General features: G+C 62.3%; 13 protein-coding genes. 9 read left to right on the top strand and 4 right to left on the bottom strand.

Annotation, left to right across the window (positions count from 1 at the left end; genetic code table 11):
- Positions 1–46: 46 nt before the first annotated feature.
- Positions 47–550 (top strand): GNAT family N-acetyltransferase, encoded by a 504-nt coding sequence (locus tag ACJ8IN_RS10005; RefSeq protein ID WP_042783576.1) that lies wholly within the window; start codon positions 47–49, stop codon positions 548–550.
- A 226-nt stretch (positions 551–776) separates the two neighbouring features.
- Positions 777–2,384 carry a GMC family oxidoreductase gene (locus tag ACJ8IN_RS10010; RefSeq protein ID WP_197839057.1) on the top strand — a complete coding sequence of 536 codons (1,608 nt, stop codon included), beginning with the start codon at positions 777–779 and terminating at the stop codon, positions 2,382–2,384.
- A 15-nt stretch (positions 2,385–2,399) separates the two neighbouring features.
- Here ACJ8IN_RS10010 and miaE read toward each other — a convergent pair whose 3' ends face one another.
- Together miaE and rraB are read right to left on the bottom strand one after the other, a co-directional pair.
- Positions 2,400–3,164, bottom strand: coding sequence for a tRNA isopentenyl-2-thiomethyl-A-37 hydroxylase MiaE (gene miaE / locus ACJ8IN_RS10015; RefSeq protein WP_015376459.1), 765 nt, complete (start codon positions 3,162–3,164; stop codon positions 2,400–2,402).
- A gap of 179 nt (positions 3,165–3,343) precedes the next feature.
- Complete coding sequence (rraB, locus tag ACJ8IN_RS10020; protein WP_025305115.1) at positions 3,344–3,769, bottom strand: ribonuclease E inhibitor RraB; 426 nt, start codon at positions 3,767–3,769, stop codon at positions 3,344–3,346.
- 162 nt (positions 3,770–3,931) lie between these two features.
- On the opposite strand from rraB, the gene argF reads away from it, so the two are divergent.
- From argF to ACJ8IN_RS10050, 6 genes are all read left to right on the top strand, one after another.
- Positions 3,932–4,951, top strand: a complete 1,020-nt coding sequence (argF, locus tag ACJ8IN_RS10025; protein ID WP_060423000.1) for an ornithine carbamoyltransferase — start codon at positions 3,932–3,934, stop codon at positions 4,949–4,951.
- 195 nt (positions 4,952–5,146) lie between these two features.
- Positions 5,147–6,715: an ABC transporter substrate-binding protein gene (locus ACJ8IN_RS10030; protein WP_060422997.1), complete on the top strand. Its 1,569-nt coding sequence runs from the start codon at positions 5,147–5,149 to the stop codon at positions 6,713–6,715.
- Positions 6,716–7,013: 298 nt separating this feature from the next.
- Entirely contained in the window at positions 7,014–7,949 is a 936-nt protein-coding gene (pyrB, locus tag ACJ8IN_RS10035) for an aspartate carbamoyltransferase (protein WP_033636864.1), read from the top strand.
- 12 nt (positions 7,950–7,961) lie between these two features.
- Positions 7,962–8,426 (top strand): aspartate carbamoyltransferase regulatory subunit, encoded by a 465-nt coding sequence (gene pyrI, locus ACJ8IN_RS10040; RefSeq protein WP_033636863.1) that lies wholly within the window; start codon positions 7,962–7,964, stop codon positions 8,424–8,426.
- 157 nt (positions 8,427–8,583) lie between these two features.
- Complete coding sequence (gene ridA, locus ACJ8IN_RS10045; RefSeq protein ID WP_060422669.1) at positions 8,584–8,970, top strand: 2-iminobutanoate/2-iminopropanoate deaminase; 387 nt, start codon at positions 8,584–8,586, stop codon at positions 8,968–8,970.
- A gap of 204 nt (positions 8,971–9,174) precedes the next feature.
- Positions 9,175–12,162 carry a non-ribosomal peptide synthetase gene (locus tag ACJ8IN_RS10050; protein ID WP_308325381.1) on the top strand — a complete coding sequence of 996 codons (2,988 nt, stop codon included), beginning with the start codon at positions 9,175–9,177 and terminating at the stop codon, positions 12,160–12,162.
- 36 nt (positions 12,163–12,198) lie between these two features.
- On the opposite strand, the gene ACJ8IN_RS10055 is transcribed toward ACJ8IN_RS10050, so the two are convergent.
- Both ACJ8IN_RS10055 and mgtA read right to left on the bottom strand, forming a co-directional pair.
- On the bottom strand, positions 12,199–14,592 hold the full coding sequence (locus ACJ8IN_RS10055) for a beta-N-acetylhexosaminidase (RefSeq protein ID WP_048321253.1): 2,394 nt from the start codon (positions 14,590–14,592) through the stop codon (positions 12,199–12,201).
- A 211-nt stretch (positions 14,593–14,803) separates the two neighbouring features.
- Entirely contained in the window at positions 14,804–17,512 is a 2,709-nt protein-coding gene (gene mgtA / locus ACJ8IN_RS10060) for a magnesium-translocating P-type ATPase (RefSeq protein ID WP_047569575.1), read from the bottom strand.
- A 423-nt stretch (positions 17,513–17,935) separates the two neighbouring features.
- Here mgtA and treR point away from each other — a divergent pair, with 423 nt between their 5' ends.
- Complete coding sequence (gene treR, locus ACJ8IN_RS10065; RefSeq protein WP_033652784.1) at positions 17,936–18,883, top strand: trehalose operon repressor TreR; 948 nt, start codon at positions 17,936–17,938, stop codon at positions 18,881–18,883.
- The last annotated feature ends 77 nt before the right edge of the window (positions 18,884–18,960 follow it).

Consider the following 18,960-nt stretch of genomic DNA (forward strand, 5'->3'; position numbering starts at 1 on the left):
TAAAAACGAAAAACGAACGTGGTCTCTTTCAATGGCGAGTATAAACATGACAACAGCAACCCCGGCGCGCCTGCTGGTGCGCCCCATCACGGCGGAAGACAATCCCGCCATTGCTCACGTCATTCGCGAAGTCTCCGCCGAGCACGGCCTGACGGCGGATAAAGGCTATACCGTCTCCGATCCCAATCTGGACGCCCTGTATCAGCTCTACAGCCTGCCGCGCAGCGCTTACTGGGTGATCGAGGTAGACGGCCAGGTCGCCGGCGGCGGCGGCATCGCGCCGCTGCAGGGCGGCGCAGACGATATATGCGAATTGCAGAAGATGTATTTCCTGCCGGTGTTGCGCGGCAAGGGATTGGCGAAACGCCTGGCGCTGCAGGCGCTGGATTTCGCCCGCCGGCACGGCTTCCGCTGTTGTTACCTCGAGACCACCGCCAGTCTGACGCAGGCCGTTGCGCTGTACGAACATCTGGGCTTCGAACACATCGACCACGCGATGGGCGCTACCGGCCACGTCGATTGCGAAGTCACCATGCTGAAAACGCTGTAATCGCCCCCGCCTTCCCATCAGGGCGCAGCTTGCTGCGCCTTTTTTATTAATATCGCAATCAATCAGTAAAACTCGCTATAACGCCGTATTTCAAGCAGATAAACTGACGTTAAAAACCACGATGTAAATTTAATGTGAAGTTCGTTAATAAATTAACGATCGCAAATTGACCGATTTTTCCCCCGCGTTACTCTGCCAGTATCCCAATCGCGCACGGAGAGCTGTCATGTCGGAAAATACCTTTGATTACATCATCGTCGGCGCCGGTTCCGCCGGCTGCGTGCTGGCGGCGCAACTGATCCGCCGCACCCAGGCGCGGGTGCTGCTGCTGGAAGCCGGCGGCGACGACAATAACCTGTTCATCAAGATGCCGGCCGGCGTGGCCAAGATCATCGCCAAAAAGAGCTGGCCCTACGAGACGGAGCCGGAACCGCACGCCAACAACCGCCGCATGCAGATCGCGCAGGGCAAGGTGCTGGGCGGCAGCAGTTCGGTCAACGGCATGATCTACCTGCGCGGCCAGCCGCAGGACTACGACGACTGGGCCGAGCGCTATGGCTGCGCCGGCTGGAGCTACCGGGAGGTGCTGCCCTATTTCAAACGCGCCGAGGCCAACGAAAGCCTGTCGGACGACTACCACGGCGCCGACGGGCTACTGCCGGTCAGCGAAAACCGCTACCGCCACCCGCTCAGCATGGCGTTTATCCGCGCCGGCCAGGAGCTGAACCTGCCCTATCGCAACGACTTCAACGGCGGCAGCCAGCACGGCGTCGGTTTCTACCAAACCACCACCCACAACGGCGAACGCGCCAGCACCGCCCGCACCTACCTGAAGGCGGTGCGCGACGAACGGCGGCTGGTGGTGAAACTGAACGCCCTGGCGCATCGGCTGACCTTCGAGGGCAACGTCGCCACCGGCGTGGTCTACAGCCAGAACGGCGGCGCGGAAGTGACCGCGCGCGCCACCAAAGAGGTGATCGTCAGCGCCGGCGCGGTCGGTTCGCCGAAGCTGCTGATGCTGTCCGGCATCGGCCCGCGCGACCACCTGCAGCAGCTGGGCATCGAGGTGCGGGCGGATCTGCCGGTGGGTAAAAACTTCCACGACCATCTGCACATGTCGATCAACGTCAGCACCCGCGAGCCGATCAGCCTGTTCGGCGCCGATCGCGGCCTGCAGGCGCTGAGCCACGGCGCGCAGTGGCTGGCGTTTCGCAGCGGCGTGCTCTCGTCCAACGTGCTGGAAGGCGCCGCCTTCACCGACAGCCAGGGCAACGGCCGGCCGGACGTGCAGATCCACTTCCTGCCGCTGCTGGACAGCTGGGACGACGTGCCCGGCGAGCCGCTGCCGAACATTCACGGCTTCACGCTCAAGGTCGGCTACCTGCAGCCGAAGGCGCGCGGCGAAGTGCTGCTGCGCAGCAGCAACCCGCACGATCCGGTCAAGCTGCACGCCAACTACCTCGGCCACCCGGACGATCTGGCCGGCAGCGTGCGCGCGGTGAAGTTCGGCCTGGGCTTCCTGCAAACCGCGGCGCTGAAGCCGCTGATCAAGGATCTGCTGATGCCGCAGCCGGAGTGGACGCGCGACGAAGCGCAGCTGGAAGAGTTCGTGCGCAACTTCTGCAAGACGGTGTATCACCCGGTGGGCAGCTGCCGCATGGGGCCGTCGCCGCAGGACGCGGTGACCGATCCGCAGCTGCGGGTGCACGGATTTGAGCAGTTGCGGGTGATCGACTGCTCGGTGATGCCGCAGCTCACCAGCGGCAACACCAATGCGCCGACCATCATGCTGGCGGAAAAGGCGGTGGATCTGTTGCTGGGCGCGCCGCAGTAAGGGCGCGCCTCAACGTCAGGCGGCGGCGGGCACGCCGCTGTGAAAGCGCAGCTCGCTGTCCGGCGACAGGATCAGTTCAGCTTCGAGGCGGCCGAAATGCGCCACCCGTTCGCTGATGTCGCCGCCGGCGATCTGTTCCGCCAGCGTCAGGTAGTCCTGATAATGGCGCGCTTCGGAGCGCAGCAGCGAGACGTAAAAGCGGTTCAGCTCGTCGTCCAGATGCGGGGCCAGTTTGGCGAAGCGTTCGCAGGATCGCGCTTCGATGTAAGCGCCGCAGATCAGTTTGTCGATCAGCGTCGCCGGATCGTGAGTGCGGATCTCGCGGATCATCCCCTTGGCGTAGCGGCTGGCGGTGATCTTGCGATACGGGATCCCGCGCGCCTGCATGATCTCCAGCACCTGCGAGAAGTGATGCAACTCTTCCTTGATCAACAGCACCATGCGATCCGCCAGATCCTGGCCGTAGGCCGAGCCGTTTTTCGGCAGGATCTTGCGGGTGAACTGGCCCTGGCGAAACAGCGTGTCCGGCGCGCCCTGCGCTTCGTGCAGAAACGCCTCGTAAGGGCGCAGCAGCGCCAACAGCGCGTCGCCGCTCTCTTTGTCCGCCACGTAGCGGCGGATCAGCCACATGCCGGTCTGCGCGGCTTTCAGCTCGCACACCAGGTGGTCGGTCAGCAACAGCTGCAGGTTTTCCGGACGGCGCGCGGCGTCGATCCAGGCGTCAGGAGTTTCACAGTGCAGGAAGCTTAAAATCGGGGCTAACAGGGATTGGTATGTCATGGCGTCATTGCCCTATGTATTTCAAGTTGCAGCTAGGCGGCCAGCTCACTCATCCCCAGGAGCTTACTCAGGTAAGTGACTGGGGTGAGAGAGTGCAGCCAACAACGCTGCAGCTTGAAAGACGACGGGGATATCAGGGGCCGGCGAAAGCCGGCCCACAGGTATTGATTGGAGAGGAATTAGTGGCGTTTACCGTCGTCGTCTTCGTCGATGTAGTCGCCGTCTTCGTCATCCTCACCGTCTTCACCGTTCGGATCTTCGAAGTAGGTGCCCCAGCCGTCGTAATTGACGCCGCAGCGTTCCGCCAGCGCCACCAGCTGTTCTACCTGAGCGTCGATCAGCTCTGCGTTCAGGCCGACTTCGCTGATCACGTCGCAGCACATCACCATCGAACCGTCTTCCACTTCCAGCTCTTCGGCGTCGGTCACTTCGTAGCCCAGCTTGAAGGCTTCAACGGCGGCCTGCTCCAGAACCTCAAATTTCTCGGCGGACAGATGGTGCTCGATGGTGTAGAGCGCGTCCGGATCGCTGCCGTCTTCCAGCAGTTCTTCGATGATCAGGCGGGTCTCTTCACGTTGTTCTTCCAGCAATTCGCGGTTTGCCATGCCTATATCCTCAAGTCAAATGGCCTTCATTCCTTCTATTTTCACACACCGCCGACATTGCTTCCACGATAAACGTGAAAGATTTCCTCGCCGGGGTTGAATTTGAATATTCATACATATAAAGTGAATTTTAATTCAATTAAGCAATCAGGGAATCGGACTATGAGCACCGGCAATGCGTTCTACCAACGTCACTTTCTGAGGTTAATGGATTTCACCCCCGCCGAGCTGCAGGCGCTGCTGAAACTGGCGGCCGATCTGAAGCAGGCCAAGAAGCAGGGGCAGGAACAGCGCCGGCTGCAGGGCAAAAACATTGCGCTCATCTTCGAAAAAGACTCGACCCGCACGCGATGCTCTTTCGAAGTTGCCGCATTCGATCAGGGCGCGCAGGTCACTTACCTCGGCCCGAGCGGCAGCCAGATCGGCCATAAGGAGTCGATGAAAGACACCGCCCGGGTGCTGGGCCGCCTGTACGACGGTATTCAGTATCGCGGCTACGGCCAGGCGCTGGTGGAAACCCTGGCGCAGCACGCCGGCGTGCCGGTGTGGAACGGCCTGACCGACGAGTTCCACCCCACCCAGCTGCTGGCGGATCTGCTCACCGTGCAGGAGCACCTGCCGGGCAAGGCGCTGAGTGAAGTGAAACTGGCGTACGTCGGCGACGCGCGCAACAACATGGGCAACACGCTGCTGGAAGCCGCCGCGCTGGCGGGCATGGATCTGCGGCTGGTGGCGCCGAAGGCCTGCTGGCCGCAGCCGGAGCTGGTGGCCGAGTGCCAGGCGCTGGCGCAGCAAACCGGCGCGAAACTCACCCTGACCGAAGACATCGCCGAAGGGGTGCAAGACGCCGACTTCCTCTACACCGACGTGTGGGTCTCGATGGGCGAACCAAAAGAGACCTGGCAGGAGCGTATCGCGCTGCTGCGGCCGTATCAGGTCAACATGGCGATGCTGAAGCTGACCGGCAACCCGAACGTGAAGTTCCTGCACTGCCTGCCGGCGTTCCACGACGATCAAACCACGCTCGGCAAGCAGATGGCGCAACAGTACGATCTGCACGGCGGCATGGAAGTGACCGACGAAGTGTTCGAGTCGGCGCACAGCGTGGTGTTCGATCAGGCGGAAAACCGGCTGCACACCATCAAGGCGGTGCTGGTCGCCACCCTGAGCGAAACCCTCTGACAGTCCTCCCCTCCGCCCTGACGCCCCCGGCCAGGGCGGCTAATATATTCCAGGAATATCAAATAGCGGATTGACCTTTGCTCACCGCCGGCAAAGGCTCTACCGTGACAGGCCGACGGCGCCCGCGCCGTAAAAACCAACGATAACAAACCGTTCTCAGCGCCGCCTGGCGGCGCCTTCAGGGGATACACACCGATGAAAGCCAAACTCTTGCCGCTGTTCCTGCTCGCCGCCCTGCCCGCCGCCGCGTTAGCCGCCACGCCGCCGAATACGCTGGTGGTGGTGCAATCGCTGGATGACATCGTCAGCCTCGATCCGGCGGAAGCCAACGAACTCTCCAGCATCCAGACGGTGCCCAGCCTGTATCAGCGGCTGGTGCAGGCGGATCGCGACGATCCGGCCAAGGTGGCGCCGGTGCTGGCGGAAAGCTGGCAGAGCGATGCGGCGGCCAAAACGCTGACGGTGAAACTGCGGCCGCAGGCGACGTTTGCCTCCGGCAACCCGCTGACCGCCGACGACGTGATCTTTTCCTACAGCCGCGCGGTCAAGATGAACAAGTCGCCGGCGTTCATCCTCAACGTGCTCGGCTGGCAGCCGGACAACATCGACGCGCAGCTGAAGAAGATCGACGAACATACCGTACAGTTGCGCTGGACGGCGGACGTCAGCCCGGCGGTGGCGCTGAATATTCTTTCGACGCCGATCGCCTCGATCGTCGACAGCAAGGCGGCGCTGGCCAACGTCAAAGACGGCGACTTCGGCAACGCGTGGCTGAAAATGCACTCCGCCGGCAGCGGCCCGTTCAAGATGCGCGTCTATCAGCCGCATCAGGCGATCGTGCTGGACGCCAACCCCACCACGCCGGGCGACAAGCCGCAGCTGAAAAACATCATCATTAAAAACGTGCCGGATCCGGCCACCCGCCGCCTGCTGATCCAGCAGGGCGACGCCGATATCGCCCGCGAACTGGGCGCCGATCAGACCGACACGCTGAAAAACCAACCGGGCGTCAAGGTGCTGGAGATCCCGTCCGCCGAACAAAACTACCTGGTGTTCAACACCGGCAACGGCGCCAATCCGCTGCTGAACAACCCGGCCTTCTGGGAAGCGGCGCGCTACCTGGTGGATTATCAGGGCATCACGAAGGATCTGCTGAAGGGCCAATACTTCGTGCACCAGAGCTTCCTGCCGGTCGGGCTGCCGGGCGCGCTGGAGACCAACCCGTTCAGCTACGATCCGGCCAAGGCGAAAGCCATCCTGGCCAAGGCGGGCATCACCCACGCCACCTTTACGCTGGACGTAGAGAACAAACCGCCGTTCATCACCATCGCGCAGGCGCTGCAGGGCAGCTTCGCCGCCGCCGGCGTGAAGGTCGAGCTGCTCCCGGCCGCGGGCAGCCAGGTATATTCCCGCGTGCGCGCCAGGCAGCATCAGGCGGCGATCCGCCTGTGGATCCCGGATTACTTCGACGCCCACTCCAACGCCAGCGCCTTCGCCTATAACGACGGCAAAAGCAGCACGGTGGCCGGGCTGAACGGCTGGCAGATCCCGCAGTTGAACCAGCAGACGCTGGCGGCGCTGGCCGAAGCCGATCCGGCCAAGCGCCGCGCGCTGTATACCGCCATGCAGCAGGAACTGCAGCGCAGTTCGCCGTACGTGTTTATCGATCAGGCCAAAACCGAAGTGGTGCTGCGCGACAACGTCAAAGACTACCAGCAGGGGCTGAACGCCGACATGGTCTACTACGATCGCGTCAGCAAATAGCCGGCGGGCGGCCATCGCCGGCCAATCGATTGCGGGGCGGCAAAAAACGGCGTTTTAACGCTTGCAGTGGCGAAAAGCGCGAGTATAATGCGCCACAATTTGCCAGGAGAAAGCATGAAAAACGACGTTTGTTTTGTTAGCCGCAATCGACAAAACCGACTGCCTATCGGCGGCCAGCTGCCGTTGTTTCTCCTGTTGCTAAACCGATCGTTTCAAGCCCCTCGTTGAGGGGCTTTTTTTTGCCTTGAGAATATCCCAAAGTCCCGCGCCACGGGCACGCGTCGAGGAGGAGTGAAAAATGGCCAACCCGCTGTATCACAAACACATCATCTCTATTAACGATCTCAGCCGCGAGGATCTGGAGCTGGTGCTGCGCACCGCCGCCGGTCTGAAAGCCAATCCGCAGCCGGAACTGTTGAAACACAAGGTGATCGCCAGCTGCTTCTTCGAAGCCTCGACCCGTACCCGCCTGTCGTTCGAAACCTCGATGCACCGCCTCGGCGCCTCGGTGGTGGGCTTCGCCGACGGCAGCAACACTTCGCTCGGCAAGAAAGGCGAAACCCTGGCCGACACTATCTCGGTGATCAGCACCTACGTGGACGCCATCGTGATGCGCCACCCGCAGGAAGGCGCGGCGCGCATGGCCGCTGAATTCTCCGGCAATGTGCCGGTGCTCAACGCCGGCGACGGCGCCAACCAGCACCCGACCCAAACCCTGCTGGATCTGTTCACCATCCAGGAAACCCAAGGGCGCCTGAGCAACCTCAGCATCGCCATGGTCGGCGACCTGAAGTACGGCCGCACCGTGCATTCGCTCACCCAGGCGCTGGCCAAGTTCGAAGGCAACCGTTTCTACTTCATCGCCCCGGACGCGCTGGCGATGCCGGCCTATATCCTGAAAATGCTGGAAGAGAAAGGCATCGAGTACAGCCTGCACAGCAGCATTGAAGAAGTGGTGCCGGAGCTGGATATTCTCTACATGACCCGGGTGCAGAAAGAGCGCCTCGATCCGTCCGAGTACGCCAACGTGAAGGCGCAGTTCGTGCTGCGCGCCGCGGATCTGGCCGGCGCGCGCGCCAACCTCAAGGTGCTGCACCCGCTGCCGCGCATCGACGAGATCGCCACCGACGTGGATAAAACGCCGCATGCCTACTACTTCCAGCAGGCGGGCAATGGCATCTTCGCCCGCCAGGCGCTGCTTGCGCTGGTGCTCAACGCAGATTTGGCTCTTTAAGGGGGAACCGCCATGACTCACGACAACAAACTGCAGGTCGAAGCGATCAAATGCGGCACGGTGATCGACCACATTCCGGCGCAGATCGGTTTCAAACTGCTGACGCTGTTCAAGCTGACCGCCACCGACCAGCGCATCACCATCGGCCTGAACCTGCCTTCCAACGCGCTGGGCCGCAAGGATCTGATCAAGATCGAGAACACCTTCCTGACCGAGCAGCAGGCCAACCAGCTGGCGATGTACGCGCCGAAGGCCACGGTAAACCGCATCGATAACTACGAAGTGGTGCGCAAGCTGACCCTCAGCCTGCCTGACCACATCGACGGTGTGCTGACCTGCCCGAACAGCAACTGCATCAGCCGCAGCGAGCCGGTGGCGTCAAGCTTCAGCGTGAAGCCGCGCGACGGCGAAGTGCACCTGAAGTGCCGCTATTGCGAGAAAGAGTTCGAGCATCAGGTGGTGTTGCAGGCCGACTGAATTCTGCCCTTTTAACGGGAGCGGCGCTGTTAATCTGCGCGTCACTCCCTATAATGGGTGCCTGAAAATAACTCTACCCACGTTGCTACCCACCGAATTTCAAGCTGCGGCCGACCGCGCGGCGGCGTGAAAGACAACGGGTCTATCAGGAGAAAACATGTCACGTAACATCAGCACTGAACTCGCCCCGGCAGCCATTGGTCCTTATGTGCAGGGCGTTGATCTGGGCAGCATGATCATCACTTCCGGCCAGATCCCGGTCGATCCGAAAACCGGCGCCGTCGCCGACGACGTGGCCGCTCAGGCACGCCAGTCGCTGGAAAACGTCAAAGCGATCGTCGAAGCCGCCGGCCTGAGCGTTGCCGACATCGTGAAAACCACCGTGTTCGTGAAAGATCTGAACGACTTCGCCACCGTTAACGCCGCGTACGAAACCTTCTTCACCGAGCACAGCGCGCCGTTCCCGGCCCGCTCCTGCGTGGAAGTGGCGCGTCTGCCGAAAGACGTGAAGATCGAAATCGAAGCCATCGCCGTGCGTCGTTAATCGACACGCACGCGAATGACGGTCAGCTTCGGCTGGCCGTTTTCATTGGTAAGAATTTTATTAATCCAATTAATTTATAGCGATAGCGTAATACCGCTCACATTTACAATCCCACAATAAAAACACGCCTATAATTATTTCTCACCCGGCCGGGTCATTGCTGTTTCATTTCGTTCACTCCGTGAATAATGACAGGAGATAACCATGGCACCTAGCGTATTGGATTATTTTATCCAACAAGCTTCCCGTTATCCGGAAAAAACCGCCGTCGTCGGCGATAATAAACATCTGACCTACCGTCAATTGGATGAAGCCAGCAGCGCACTGTGCACGCGCCTGAAACAGGAAGGGGTTCGGCCCGGCGATGCCGTGCCGCTGGTCGCGCAGCGCACGGTGGAATTACCGATCGGCATGATGGCGATCGCCAAGGCCGGAGCCTGCTATATTCCCATTGACGCCCGCTATCCCGAACGGCGCATTCGCAATATTATCGAACAAAGTGGCTCGCCGATAATCCTCTTCAGCAACCATGATGCTCGTGTAAATATCGACAACCTCCCGCGCAAAGTCCTTTCCATTGATAATATTTCCCTGACTAAAGTTTCCATAACTGTATTTTCCCCTCCGCCCTCCGATGCGCTTGCCTATATTATTTTCACCTCCGGCACCACCGGCGCGCCCAAAGGCGTCATGATCGAACACCGTTCGCTGTTAAACCTGCTCCTCTGGCATAACCAACGTTTCGCGATGGATGAACACAGCCGTTCCACGCTGATTGCCGGCGTCGGTTTTGACGTGGCGCAATGGGAAATCTGGGCGCCGCTGATCTGCGGCGGCACCCTGTATCTGCCGCACGAGGAGACCCGCCTGCAGCCGGACGCATTGCTGGCCTTCTTCGCCCGGCATCGCCTCACCCACGCCTTTGTCCCTACGGTATTGGTGCCGGAGGTCATCGGCGCGCCGCAGCCCGCCGGGCTGGCGCTGAAATACCTGTTCACCGCCGGTGAAAAGCTGAATCCGCTCGAGCTGCGCGGCATCGACTATGCAGTGGTGGATTACTACGGCCCGACGGAGGCCACCATCTTCGCCACCTGCAACCGCGTGCGCTGCGCGACGCAAAACCCGCCGTCCACGATTGGCCGGCCCATCGCCGATACGCAGGTATTCATCCTCGACGAGCGCCTGCGGCCGGTAACCGACGGCGAATCTGGCGAGCTCTGCATCAGCGGCCTCTGCCTGGCGCGCGGCTACCTGAACGCCCCGCAGCTGACCGCCGAGCGTTTTGTCACTTCGCCGCACGTCGGCGGCCAGCGCTTGTACCGCAGCGGCGATCGGGCGCGCCGCTTGCCTGACGGCCGCATTCAGTACCTGGGGCGACTCGACGCCCAGGTCAAAATCCGCGGCAATCGCGTGGAACTCGGTGAAATCGGCAGCCTGATGACGCAGGTCTCCGGCGTAAAAACCGCCATCGCCCTCGTCAATCAAACGGACAATCCGAGCGACAAGCGGATCCTGGCGTTTTTGACCGGTGAAGATCCCGGCGGCGATCTCATTGCACGGGTTAAACGGCAGCTTCAGGATCAGCTGCCCGCCTACTCTCTGCCCGCCGAGTACCGGCATCTGGCTCGGTTGCCGATCAACGCCAACGGTAAAATCGACCAGGCGGCGCTGTTGGCCCTGGCGCCCGAGGCTCAGCCGGCCCCTGCTGAACCGCTCGACGGCCACCAGCGGATCGTCGCCGATCTGTGGCGCAGGCTGCTGAAAATCGATCATATCCGCGCCGACGATGATTTCTTCGCGCTGGGCGGGCATTCGCTGCTGGCGGCAAACCTGGCAAACCAACTGGGTAAAGCGTTCGCGGTCAAAACCTATGTGCGTGATATCTATGCATACCCGAACCTGACGACGCTGGCGCAGGCGATGGCGCAACGCCAGGGACAAGAACAAACACCTGAACCTCAAGACGGCGAGCCGGCACGCGCCTTGCAGGATGACGTGTATTTGCCGTCGGATCTCGTCATCGATCCGACGTTCGATGCGCGGCAAATCAGCGCGCCGCGCGCCATTTTGCTGACCGGCGCCACCGGCTTCGTCGGCGCGCACCTGTTGGCCGATCTGCTGCGCACCACCGACGCCGAGCTGTACTGTCTGGTGCGCGACGGCGCCAAACTGCCGCCGAGACAGCGGCTGGAGGCGGTGCTGCAGCGCTACCGGATCGCGTTGAGCGCCGGGCAGCGCGCACGCCTCCATATCCTGCCCGGCGACGTGGCGGAACACCATTTCTCGCTGGCCCCGGCGGCTTACCGGGTATTAAGTCAGGATATCGATCTGATTTACCATTCGGCCAGCGCAGTGAATTTTATCCAGCCTTACGCCTACATGAAGCGCGACAACGTACAGGGCCTGCGGGAAATCATTCGTTTCGCGGCGCATAGCCGCACCAAGCCGCTGATGCTGCTGTCGACCATCTCCGTGTACAGCTGGGGGCATCTGCACACCGGTAAGCGGGTGATGCGGGAAAGCGACGATATCGATCAAAACCTGCCGGCGGTCAGCCGCGATATCGGCTACGTGCGCAGCAAATGGGTGATGGAGAAGATCGCCGATCTGGCGGCGAAGCAAGGCCTGCCGCTGATGACCTTCCGCCTGGGCTACGCCACCTGCCACAGCCGCACCGGCGTCAACGCCGATTACCAATGGTGGGGGCGGCTGGTGAGAACCTGCATCAGCAGCGGCACGGTGCCGGATTTACGGGATCTGCGCGAGGGGTTGACCACGGTGGATTACATGACCCGAGCCATCGCCCACGTCTCTCGCAACCCGCAGGCGCTGGGGCAGAAATTCAACCTGATCCATCAAGGTGACAATAATCTGACGCTGCGTGAGTTTTTCAGCCTGCTGGAGCGCGAGTTCGGTTATCGCTTTCATCCTCTGCCCTTCGCAAAGTGGCGAGCCCAATGGGAAAACGACAGCGACGCGCCGCTGTACCCGCTGCTCAGCCTGTTCAAGGATCCTATGGTGGACGAGCTATCGACGGTGGAGCTCTATCAAGACACCTATCGGTGGGACTGCAGCAACCTGCAACGCTTCCTGCAGGGCAGCGGCATCGATGAGCCGCGCTTCACCCGCCAGCTGCTGCTGAATTACCTGCAGCACGCCATCGGGTATGCGCCGCTGTCGCTTCGGGCGTAACGAGACCGGGGCTCAGCTGGCCGAGCCCCGTCACCCTCACTCCGTTTTAAGCCCCCGCAGCAGCGCCTCCAGCGGGTACACCGCCGCAATCACCACCTCGTCGCGCGTCTGCGCCGCCGCATCCAGCCGGCGCTGCGCTTGTTCGGCCTCGGCCCGGCTCAGCGGTTTGTCCTGCTGATGGCGATCCAGCAGCATTAAGCCCAGCGTGGCCAAGGCATCGACGTCCTGCGCCACCGGCGCCAGCTCTCGCAGCGTGCGGTTGCCCGCGATCGCCGTCTGCAGCGCCGCGCCGTTCGCCTGCCAGCGCTGCAGTCGTTCGCGCAGCGCCTGCGCCGCCGCCTTATCGCGCTTATCCTTCAACAAGGCTGCGACCTGTGCCTGCATGTCGCGCACCGCGCCGCTCTCCGGCGGCAGCGCATCGGCAAAGCGGTTCAGCGGTTCGAACTGGTGATAGTTGCCGGCCTGGAACTTCAGATGCTGGCGGGTGTAATACTGCGCCGGCTCCACCGCCTCGGCCAGGATCTGCAGCGGCACGATCTGCACGCTGTTGCTCAATCGGGTGAATTCGCGCGCCGTTTCCGCGTGCTGCTGCAGGCCGACCGACACCACCGACCAGGCGTCGATCGCCGCCAGCCGCCGGTACATGTTGTTTTCGTCGGTGACGTCCTGCGCCGACCACAGCCGCTCCGCCACCGCGAAGGCGCGCGGCCACAGCTTGAGATCGAGAAGCGGCGCGCGCACGTTTTCCGCCCACAGCGCCGCTTCACCGCCGAGAATGTTGGCCTGCCCCTTCTCGTCCGGCACCACCGGCATCTTGCCCGCCGGCACCGCCGCCAGCTTGTCGCCGCTGGTGGGGTAACGCACGTTGCCGACCAACGTATAGCCGCTGAGCTTGTCCTGCTGCAGCGTGAACACCGGCCGCGTGTCACCCATCCAGGTATCGACGCGGAACGTCACCTGCTGCGGCGTGCGCCAGACAATGTCGTGCACCGCGCGGCGCGATTTGCCGTTGAAATCGATAAAGCCGCGCCAGCCCTGCTTGCCCTCGATCAGCGTGAAGCTGCCCTCCACCGCGCTGCCCTTCAGACGCGGCATGCTGAAACGCCAGCTTTGCGCCTGCTCGCCGGGCTGCACCGCCGTCTCGACCCCCAGCGGCTGCGGCAGAATTTCATTGCGGTAGTGATAGGCGGTGCTTTGCGGCTGATCGAGGTAGAAACCGGTGGAGAGGATGCCCTGATAGCCGTCCTGCGCGCTGGCGCCCAGGGAATCTTGGCCCTGCCAGGACTGAATGACGATCGAGCGCGGCAGCGACGGATGGTAGATCTCGTCCCAGCCAACCATCTGCCGCTGGTGCTTCTCGAGGATCTTTTCCAGCTTCTGGTTGAAGTAGGCCTGCAGCGCATGGGTATCCGCCAGCCCGTTCTTCTGCATAAACGCCTGAATCGACGGCGACGCCCGCCACTGGCTGGCGTCCACCTCGTCGCCGCCGATATGCAGATAAGGATCGGGGAAGATCGCCGCCAGCTCGCCGACGATTGTGTCGACAAACTGATACACCTCGTCGCGGGTCGGATCGAGCGTCGGCTTATGCACGCCCCACTCGCGCTCCATCCGATACGGCCCCGGCGCGCTCATCAGGTCGGGATAGGCCACCGCAATGCTGGAGGCATGCCCCGGCATGTCGATCTCCGGCACCACGCGAATGCCGCGCGCCGTGGCGTAAGCCACCACCTGCCGCATCTGCTCGCGGGTGTAGAACTGGCCGTCGCTGGCCTGCTGTTGCAGCTTGGGATAATGCTCGGAGGCAAAGCGCCAGCCCTGATCGTCGGTCAGGTGCCAGTGGAACACGTTAAGCTTGGCCGCCGCCATGCCGTCGAGCTGGCGCAGAATGTCCGGCAGCGGCAGGAAATGACGCGCCGAATCCAGCAGCACGCCGCGCCACGGAAAGCGCGGCACGTCGCGGATATCCACCAGCGGCAGGAAGGTATTTTGCCCGTCGGTCTGCAGCAGCTGCAGCAGGGTCTCCATGCCGCGCAGCGCGCCGAAGCGGGTGTTGGCGGTCAGCGTGGCGCCCTGCGGCGTGACCGCCAGTCGGTAACTCTCGTCGCTGCCCGGCAGCGGCTGCGCCGCCACCCGGTCTTTAATCATCACCCTGATCGTCGCGCCGCCCTTCGCTTCACTCGCCGGCGCCAGCGTCCAGCCGGTCTGCAGTTCGATGCGCTGGCGCCAGCGCGGCAGCGCGTCGCCCAAGTCGTCACCCTGCAGCGTCAGAGACAAACGGTGATCCAGCACCAGCTTGCCCGCCGGTTGCGTCACTTCCACCTGCTGCGGCCAGGGCATCAGCGGCAGATCGCCCGCCGGCTGCGCCAGCGCGCCGCAGGAAAACCATAACGATGAAGCCAGTAGCGTATAACGGAAAGGTCTGTGCATCGGAAATTCCTCAGAGGAAAAAAACAAAATATCCCCAATGAATTTCAAACCACCGCTAGGCGATAAACAACAACGCGGTGGCTTGAAAGGCGCAGGGGAAAACAGCCAACGCTGTAGATAAAGACTCAGCCCAGAACAGATGTCCAACCGTTGCGGTGAAAAAGCGGACGGGATCACAGTTGCCCCCTCCCGGCCGGAGGGGGCGAGCGGGTTATTGCCAGCCGTAGCGGCGCACGAACCAGCCTTTCACGCACTGGGTCAGCACCATGTAACCGACGAGGATCAGCACCAGCCACGGGAAGTAGCCGAGCGGCAGCGCCTGCAGCTGCAGGAAGCCGGCCAGCGGCGAGAACACCAGGCCGATGCCGGTGGCGATCACCGCCAGCGTCATGATGCACAGCGGCCAGGACGGGCGGCTCTGGATAAACGGAATTTTGCGCGTGCGGATCATGTGGACGATCAGCGTTTGCGACAGCAGCCCTTCCACGAACCAGCCGGACTGGAACAGCGTCTGCATTTCCGGCGTATTGGCCTTGAATACCCACCACATCAGGCTGAAGGTCAGCACGTCGAAGATCGAGCTGATCGGCCCGAAGAACACCATAAACCGCCCCAGATCGGCGGAGTTCCAGCGCTGCGGCTGGGTGATCTGATCGTCGTCGACGTTATCGAACGGGATGGCGATCTGCGAGATGTCGTACATCAGGTTCTGAATCAGCAGGTGCAGCGGCAGCATCGGCAGAAACGGCAGGAAGGCGCTGGCGATCAGCACGCTGAACACGTTACCGAAGTTGGAGCTGGCGGTCATCTTGATGTATTTCAGCATGTTGGCGAAGGTACGGCGCCCTTCGATCACCCCCTGCTCCAGCACCATCAGGCTTTTTTCCAGCAGGATAATGTCCGCCGCCTCCTTGGCGATGTCCACCGCTGAATCGACGGAGATGCCGATATCGGCCGCGCGCAGCGCCGGCGCATCGTTGATGCCGTCGCCCATAAAGCCCACCACGTGCCCCTGGCGGCGCAGCAGTTTGACGATGCGCTCCTTGTGCAGCGGCGTCAGCTTGGCGAACACCGTGGTGCGCGCCGCCGCCTGCGCCAGCTGCTCGTCGTCCATCTGTTCGATCTCGCTGCCGCGCAGCAGACTATCGGCCTCCAGCCCGACGTCCCGGCACACTTTGGCGGCCACCAGCTCGTTGTCGCCGGTGAGGATCTTCACCGTGACGCCGTTCTGTTTCAGCGCCGCCAGCGCCGGCGCGGTGCTCTCCTTCGGCGGATCGAGGAAGGCAACGTAGCCTTCGAGGATCAGATCCGACTCATCCGCCACGCCGTATTCATGGGTTTGCGCCGGCAGGATCTTGTTGGCCACCGCCACCACCCGCAGCCCCTGCTGGTTGAGATCGTCGGTGATGCGGCGAATGCGCGCCAGCAGCGCCTCGCTCAGTGGGATCACCTCGTCTTCGTGGCGCACGTGGCTGCAAATCGCCAGCATCTCTTCCAGCGCGCCCTTGCACACCAGCTCGTGATACTCGTTGTCCTTGGCCACCACCACCGACATGCGGCGGCGTACGAAATCGAACGGGATCTCATCCACCTTGCGGTAGTTTTGCAACGCCGCCGGCTGCCGATTCTGCTCCGCGCAGCTCAGCACCGCCACGTCGAGCAGGTTTTTCAGCCCGGTCTGGTAGAAGCTGTTCAGCCAGGCGTAGCGCAGCACCCGCTCGCTGCCAGCGCCGAACGCATCGGTGTGGCGCTCCAGCACGATCTTGTCCTGAGTCAGGGTGCCGGTCTTGTCGGTACACAGAATGTCCATGGCGCCGAAGTTCTGGATGGCGTCCAGGCGTTTGACGATCACCTTCTGGCGCGACAGCTTCACCGCCCCTTTGGCCAGCGTCGAGGTGACGATCATCGGCAGCATTTCCGGCGTCAGCCCGACCGCCACCGACAGCGCGAACAGCGCCGCTTCCCACCAGTCGCCCTTGGTGTAGCCGTTGATCAGCAGCACGATCGGCGTCATCACCAGCATAAAGCGGATCAGCAGCCAGCTGACCTTGCTGATGCCGCTCTGGAAGGCGTTCGGCTGCTGCTCCTGGCTGGTGACGCGCTGCGCCAGCTGGCCGAAATAGGTGCCGCCGCCGGTGCCGATCACCATCGCCAGCGCGGTGCCGCTGACCACGTTGGTGCCCATGAAGCACAGGTTCTGGCAGTCGAGCGGATCGGCCGCCAGCGCCTGCGGCGCCGCGGATTTTTCCACCGGCAGCGATTCACCGGTCAGCGCCGCCTGACTGATGAACAGATCCTTGGCCGACAGCAGGCGCAGATCCGCCGGGATCATGTCCCCGGCCGCCAGCTTGACGATATCGCCCGGCACCAATTGCGCGATCGGCAGCTCCACGTGTTCGCTCTTGCCGGTGAGCGCATCGCTGCGGATCACCGTGGCGGTGTTGCTCACCATCGCTTTCAGCGCATCGGCCGCCCGGTTGGAGCGCGCCTCCTGGATGAAGTTCAGCAGCGTGGAGATCAGCACCATCAGCGCGATCACCAGCGCGCCGGTGAGATCCTCTGTGGCGTACGAGATCATGCCGAGCGCGGTCAGCAGCAGGTTGAACGGGTTGCGATAGCAGTGCCAGAGGTGTTGCCACCAGGCCTCTTTCTGCTGATCGTCGATGACGTTCTCGCCGCAGCGCCGGCGTACCTGCTCCGCCTCATGGGCGGTGATGCCTTCCGGGTGGCTGTGGAAACGCTCAAACAGCTGCATCGTCTCTGCGGCGGCGCATTCCAGCCGCTGTTGCGCCAGGCCGGCCGGCATATCGTGCGCAGCGCCGCCGACGCCGTCCAGCAGGCTGTCGCGGCGCACCAAACGGCGCGGAAGGCCGCGGGCGAACAGGCCCAGCAGCTGACGGGGGAGTTTTTTCAGTTTCATGGTTCGCACCTCGTCGCCCGGTGCCTCACGGCAGCGGGTAAACGGGGATCGTCATCGGCCGGGCGGATGGCGGGTGCGCCAAAAAGCCTCTGCCAACGCAGATCCTTATTCTTTTTTCAGCAGCAGGAGCGAACGACGAAGCGCGCGCCACCGGTTACCGTGATGTACTTCACCGGTAAAACAGCAGCGCCAGGCGGAAAGGTTTTACCGGTGAACCGAGTGAGTGTCTAAAGCGGTCGGGTCGGGGTCCATATGGGGAATCACCTCCGGTAAAGGGAAAAACAGAGCGGCAGGAGCGGCCGTTCAGCGCAGTGCAACAATCCCGTATTGCCTCAAGATCCGCGTGGGAAAATGAGCTATGCTGACGGGCATTGTTTTACAGGCCATTATGTTACGCCTGTCCACCTCAACGAAAAGTAAACCATGCAAAACCGGCTGACCATCAAGGACATCGCACGCCTGAGCGGCGTAGGCAAATCCACCGTCTCACGGGTGCTGAACAACGAAGGCAGCGTGAGCCCGCAGACCCGCGAACGGGTGGAAGCGGTGATCCGTCAGCAAGGGTTTACCCCCTCCAAGTCGGCGCGCGCCATGCGCGGCCAGAGCGACAAAGTGGTGGGCATCATCGTTTCCCGTCTCGATTCGCCGTCGGAAAACCAGGCGGTGCGCACCATGCTGCCGCTGCTGTATCAGCAGGGTTTCGATCCTATCGTGATGGAGAGCCAGTTCGAAACCCGCCTGGTGCAGGAGCACCTGCACGTGCTGCGCCAGCGCAACGTCGACGGCGTGATCCTGTTCGGCTTTACCGGGCTGACCGCGGCGATGCTCAAACCGTGGCAGGAAAAAATGGTGGTGATGGTGCGCGAATACGACGGCTTTTCATCCGTCTGCTACGACGACGCCGGCGCGGTGAACCTGCTGATGGATCGCCTGTATCGGCAAGGGCACCGGCACATCGGCTATCTGGGGGTGCAGCTCAGCGACGCCACCACCGGCCAGCGCCGCTACCAGGCCTATCTCGACGCCTGCGAGCGCCTCAAGCTCACGCCGCGCGCCACGCTGGGCGAGCTGAGCTACCAGAGCGGTTTCCAACACGCCGCCGAGGTGATCGACCCGCACACCAGCGCGCTGATCTGCGCCTCCGACAGCATCGCCCTGGGGGCAATCAAATACCTGCAGCAGCAGCCGACGCACGCCATCCAGGTGTGCGCCATCGGCAACACCCCGCTGCTCAGCTTTCTGTTCCCCGATACTCTGTCTGTGGAGTTCGGCTACGGCAGCGCCGGCCTGCTGGCGGCGCAACAGCTGCTGGCGCAGCTCAACGGTGAACAGGGGATCCGCCGCCTGGTGGTGCCCAGCAAACTTTCCTGATTAAAAGACGACCATTTTTTGTCATTTTGTGATCCTCGCCCCAAACCGGGAACGTTCCCATTCCATAAAAAAATCCG

It is taken from the genome of Serratia sp. CY31944, from assembly GCF_052169175.1.
Taxonomy (GTDB): Bacteria; Pseudomonadota; Gammaproteobacteria; order Enterobacterales; family Enterobacteriaceae; genus Serratia; species Serratia sarumanii.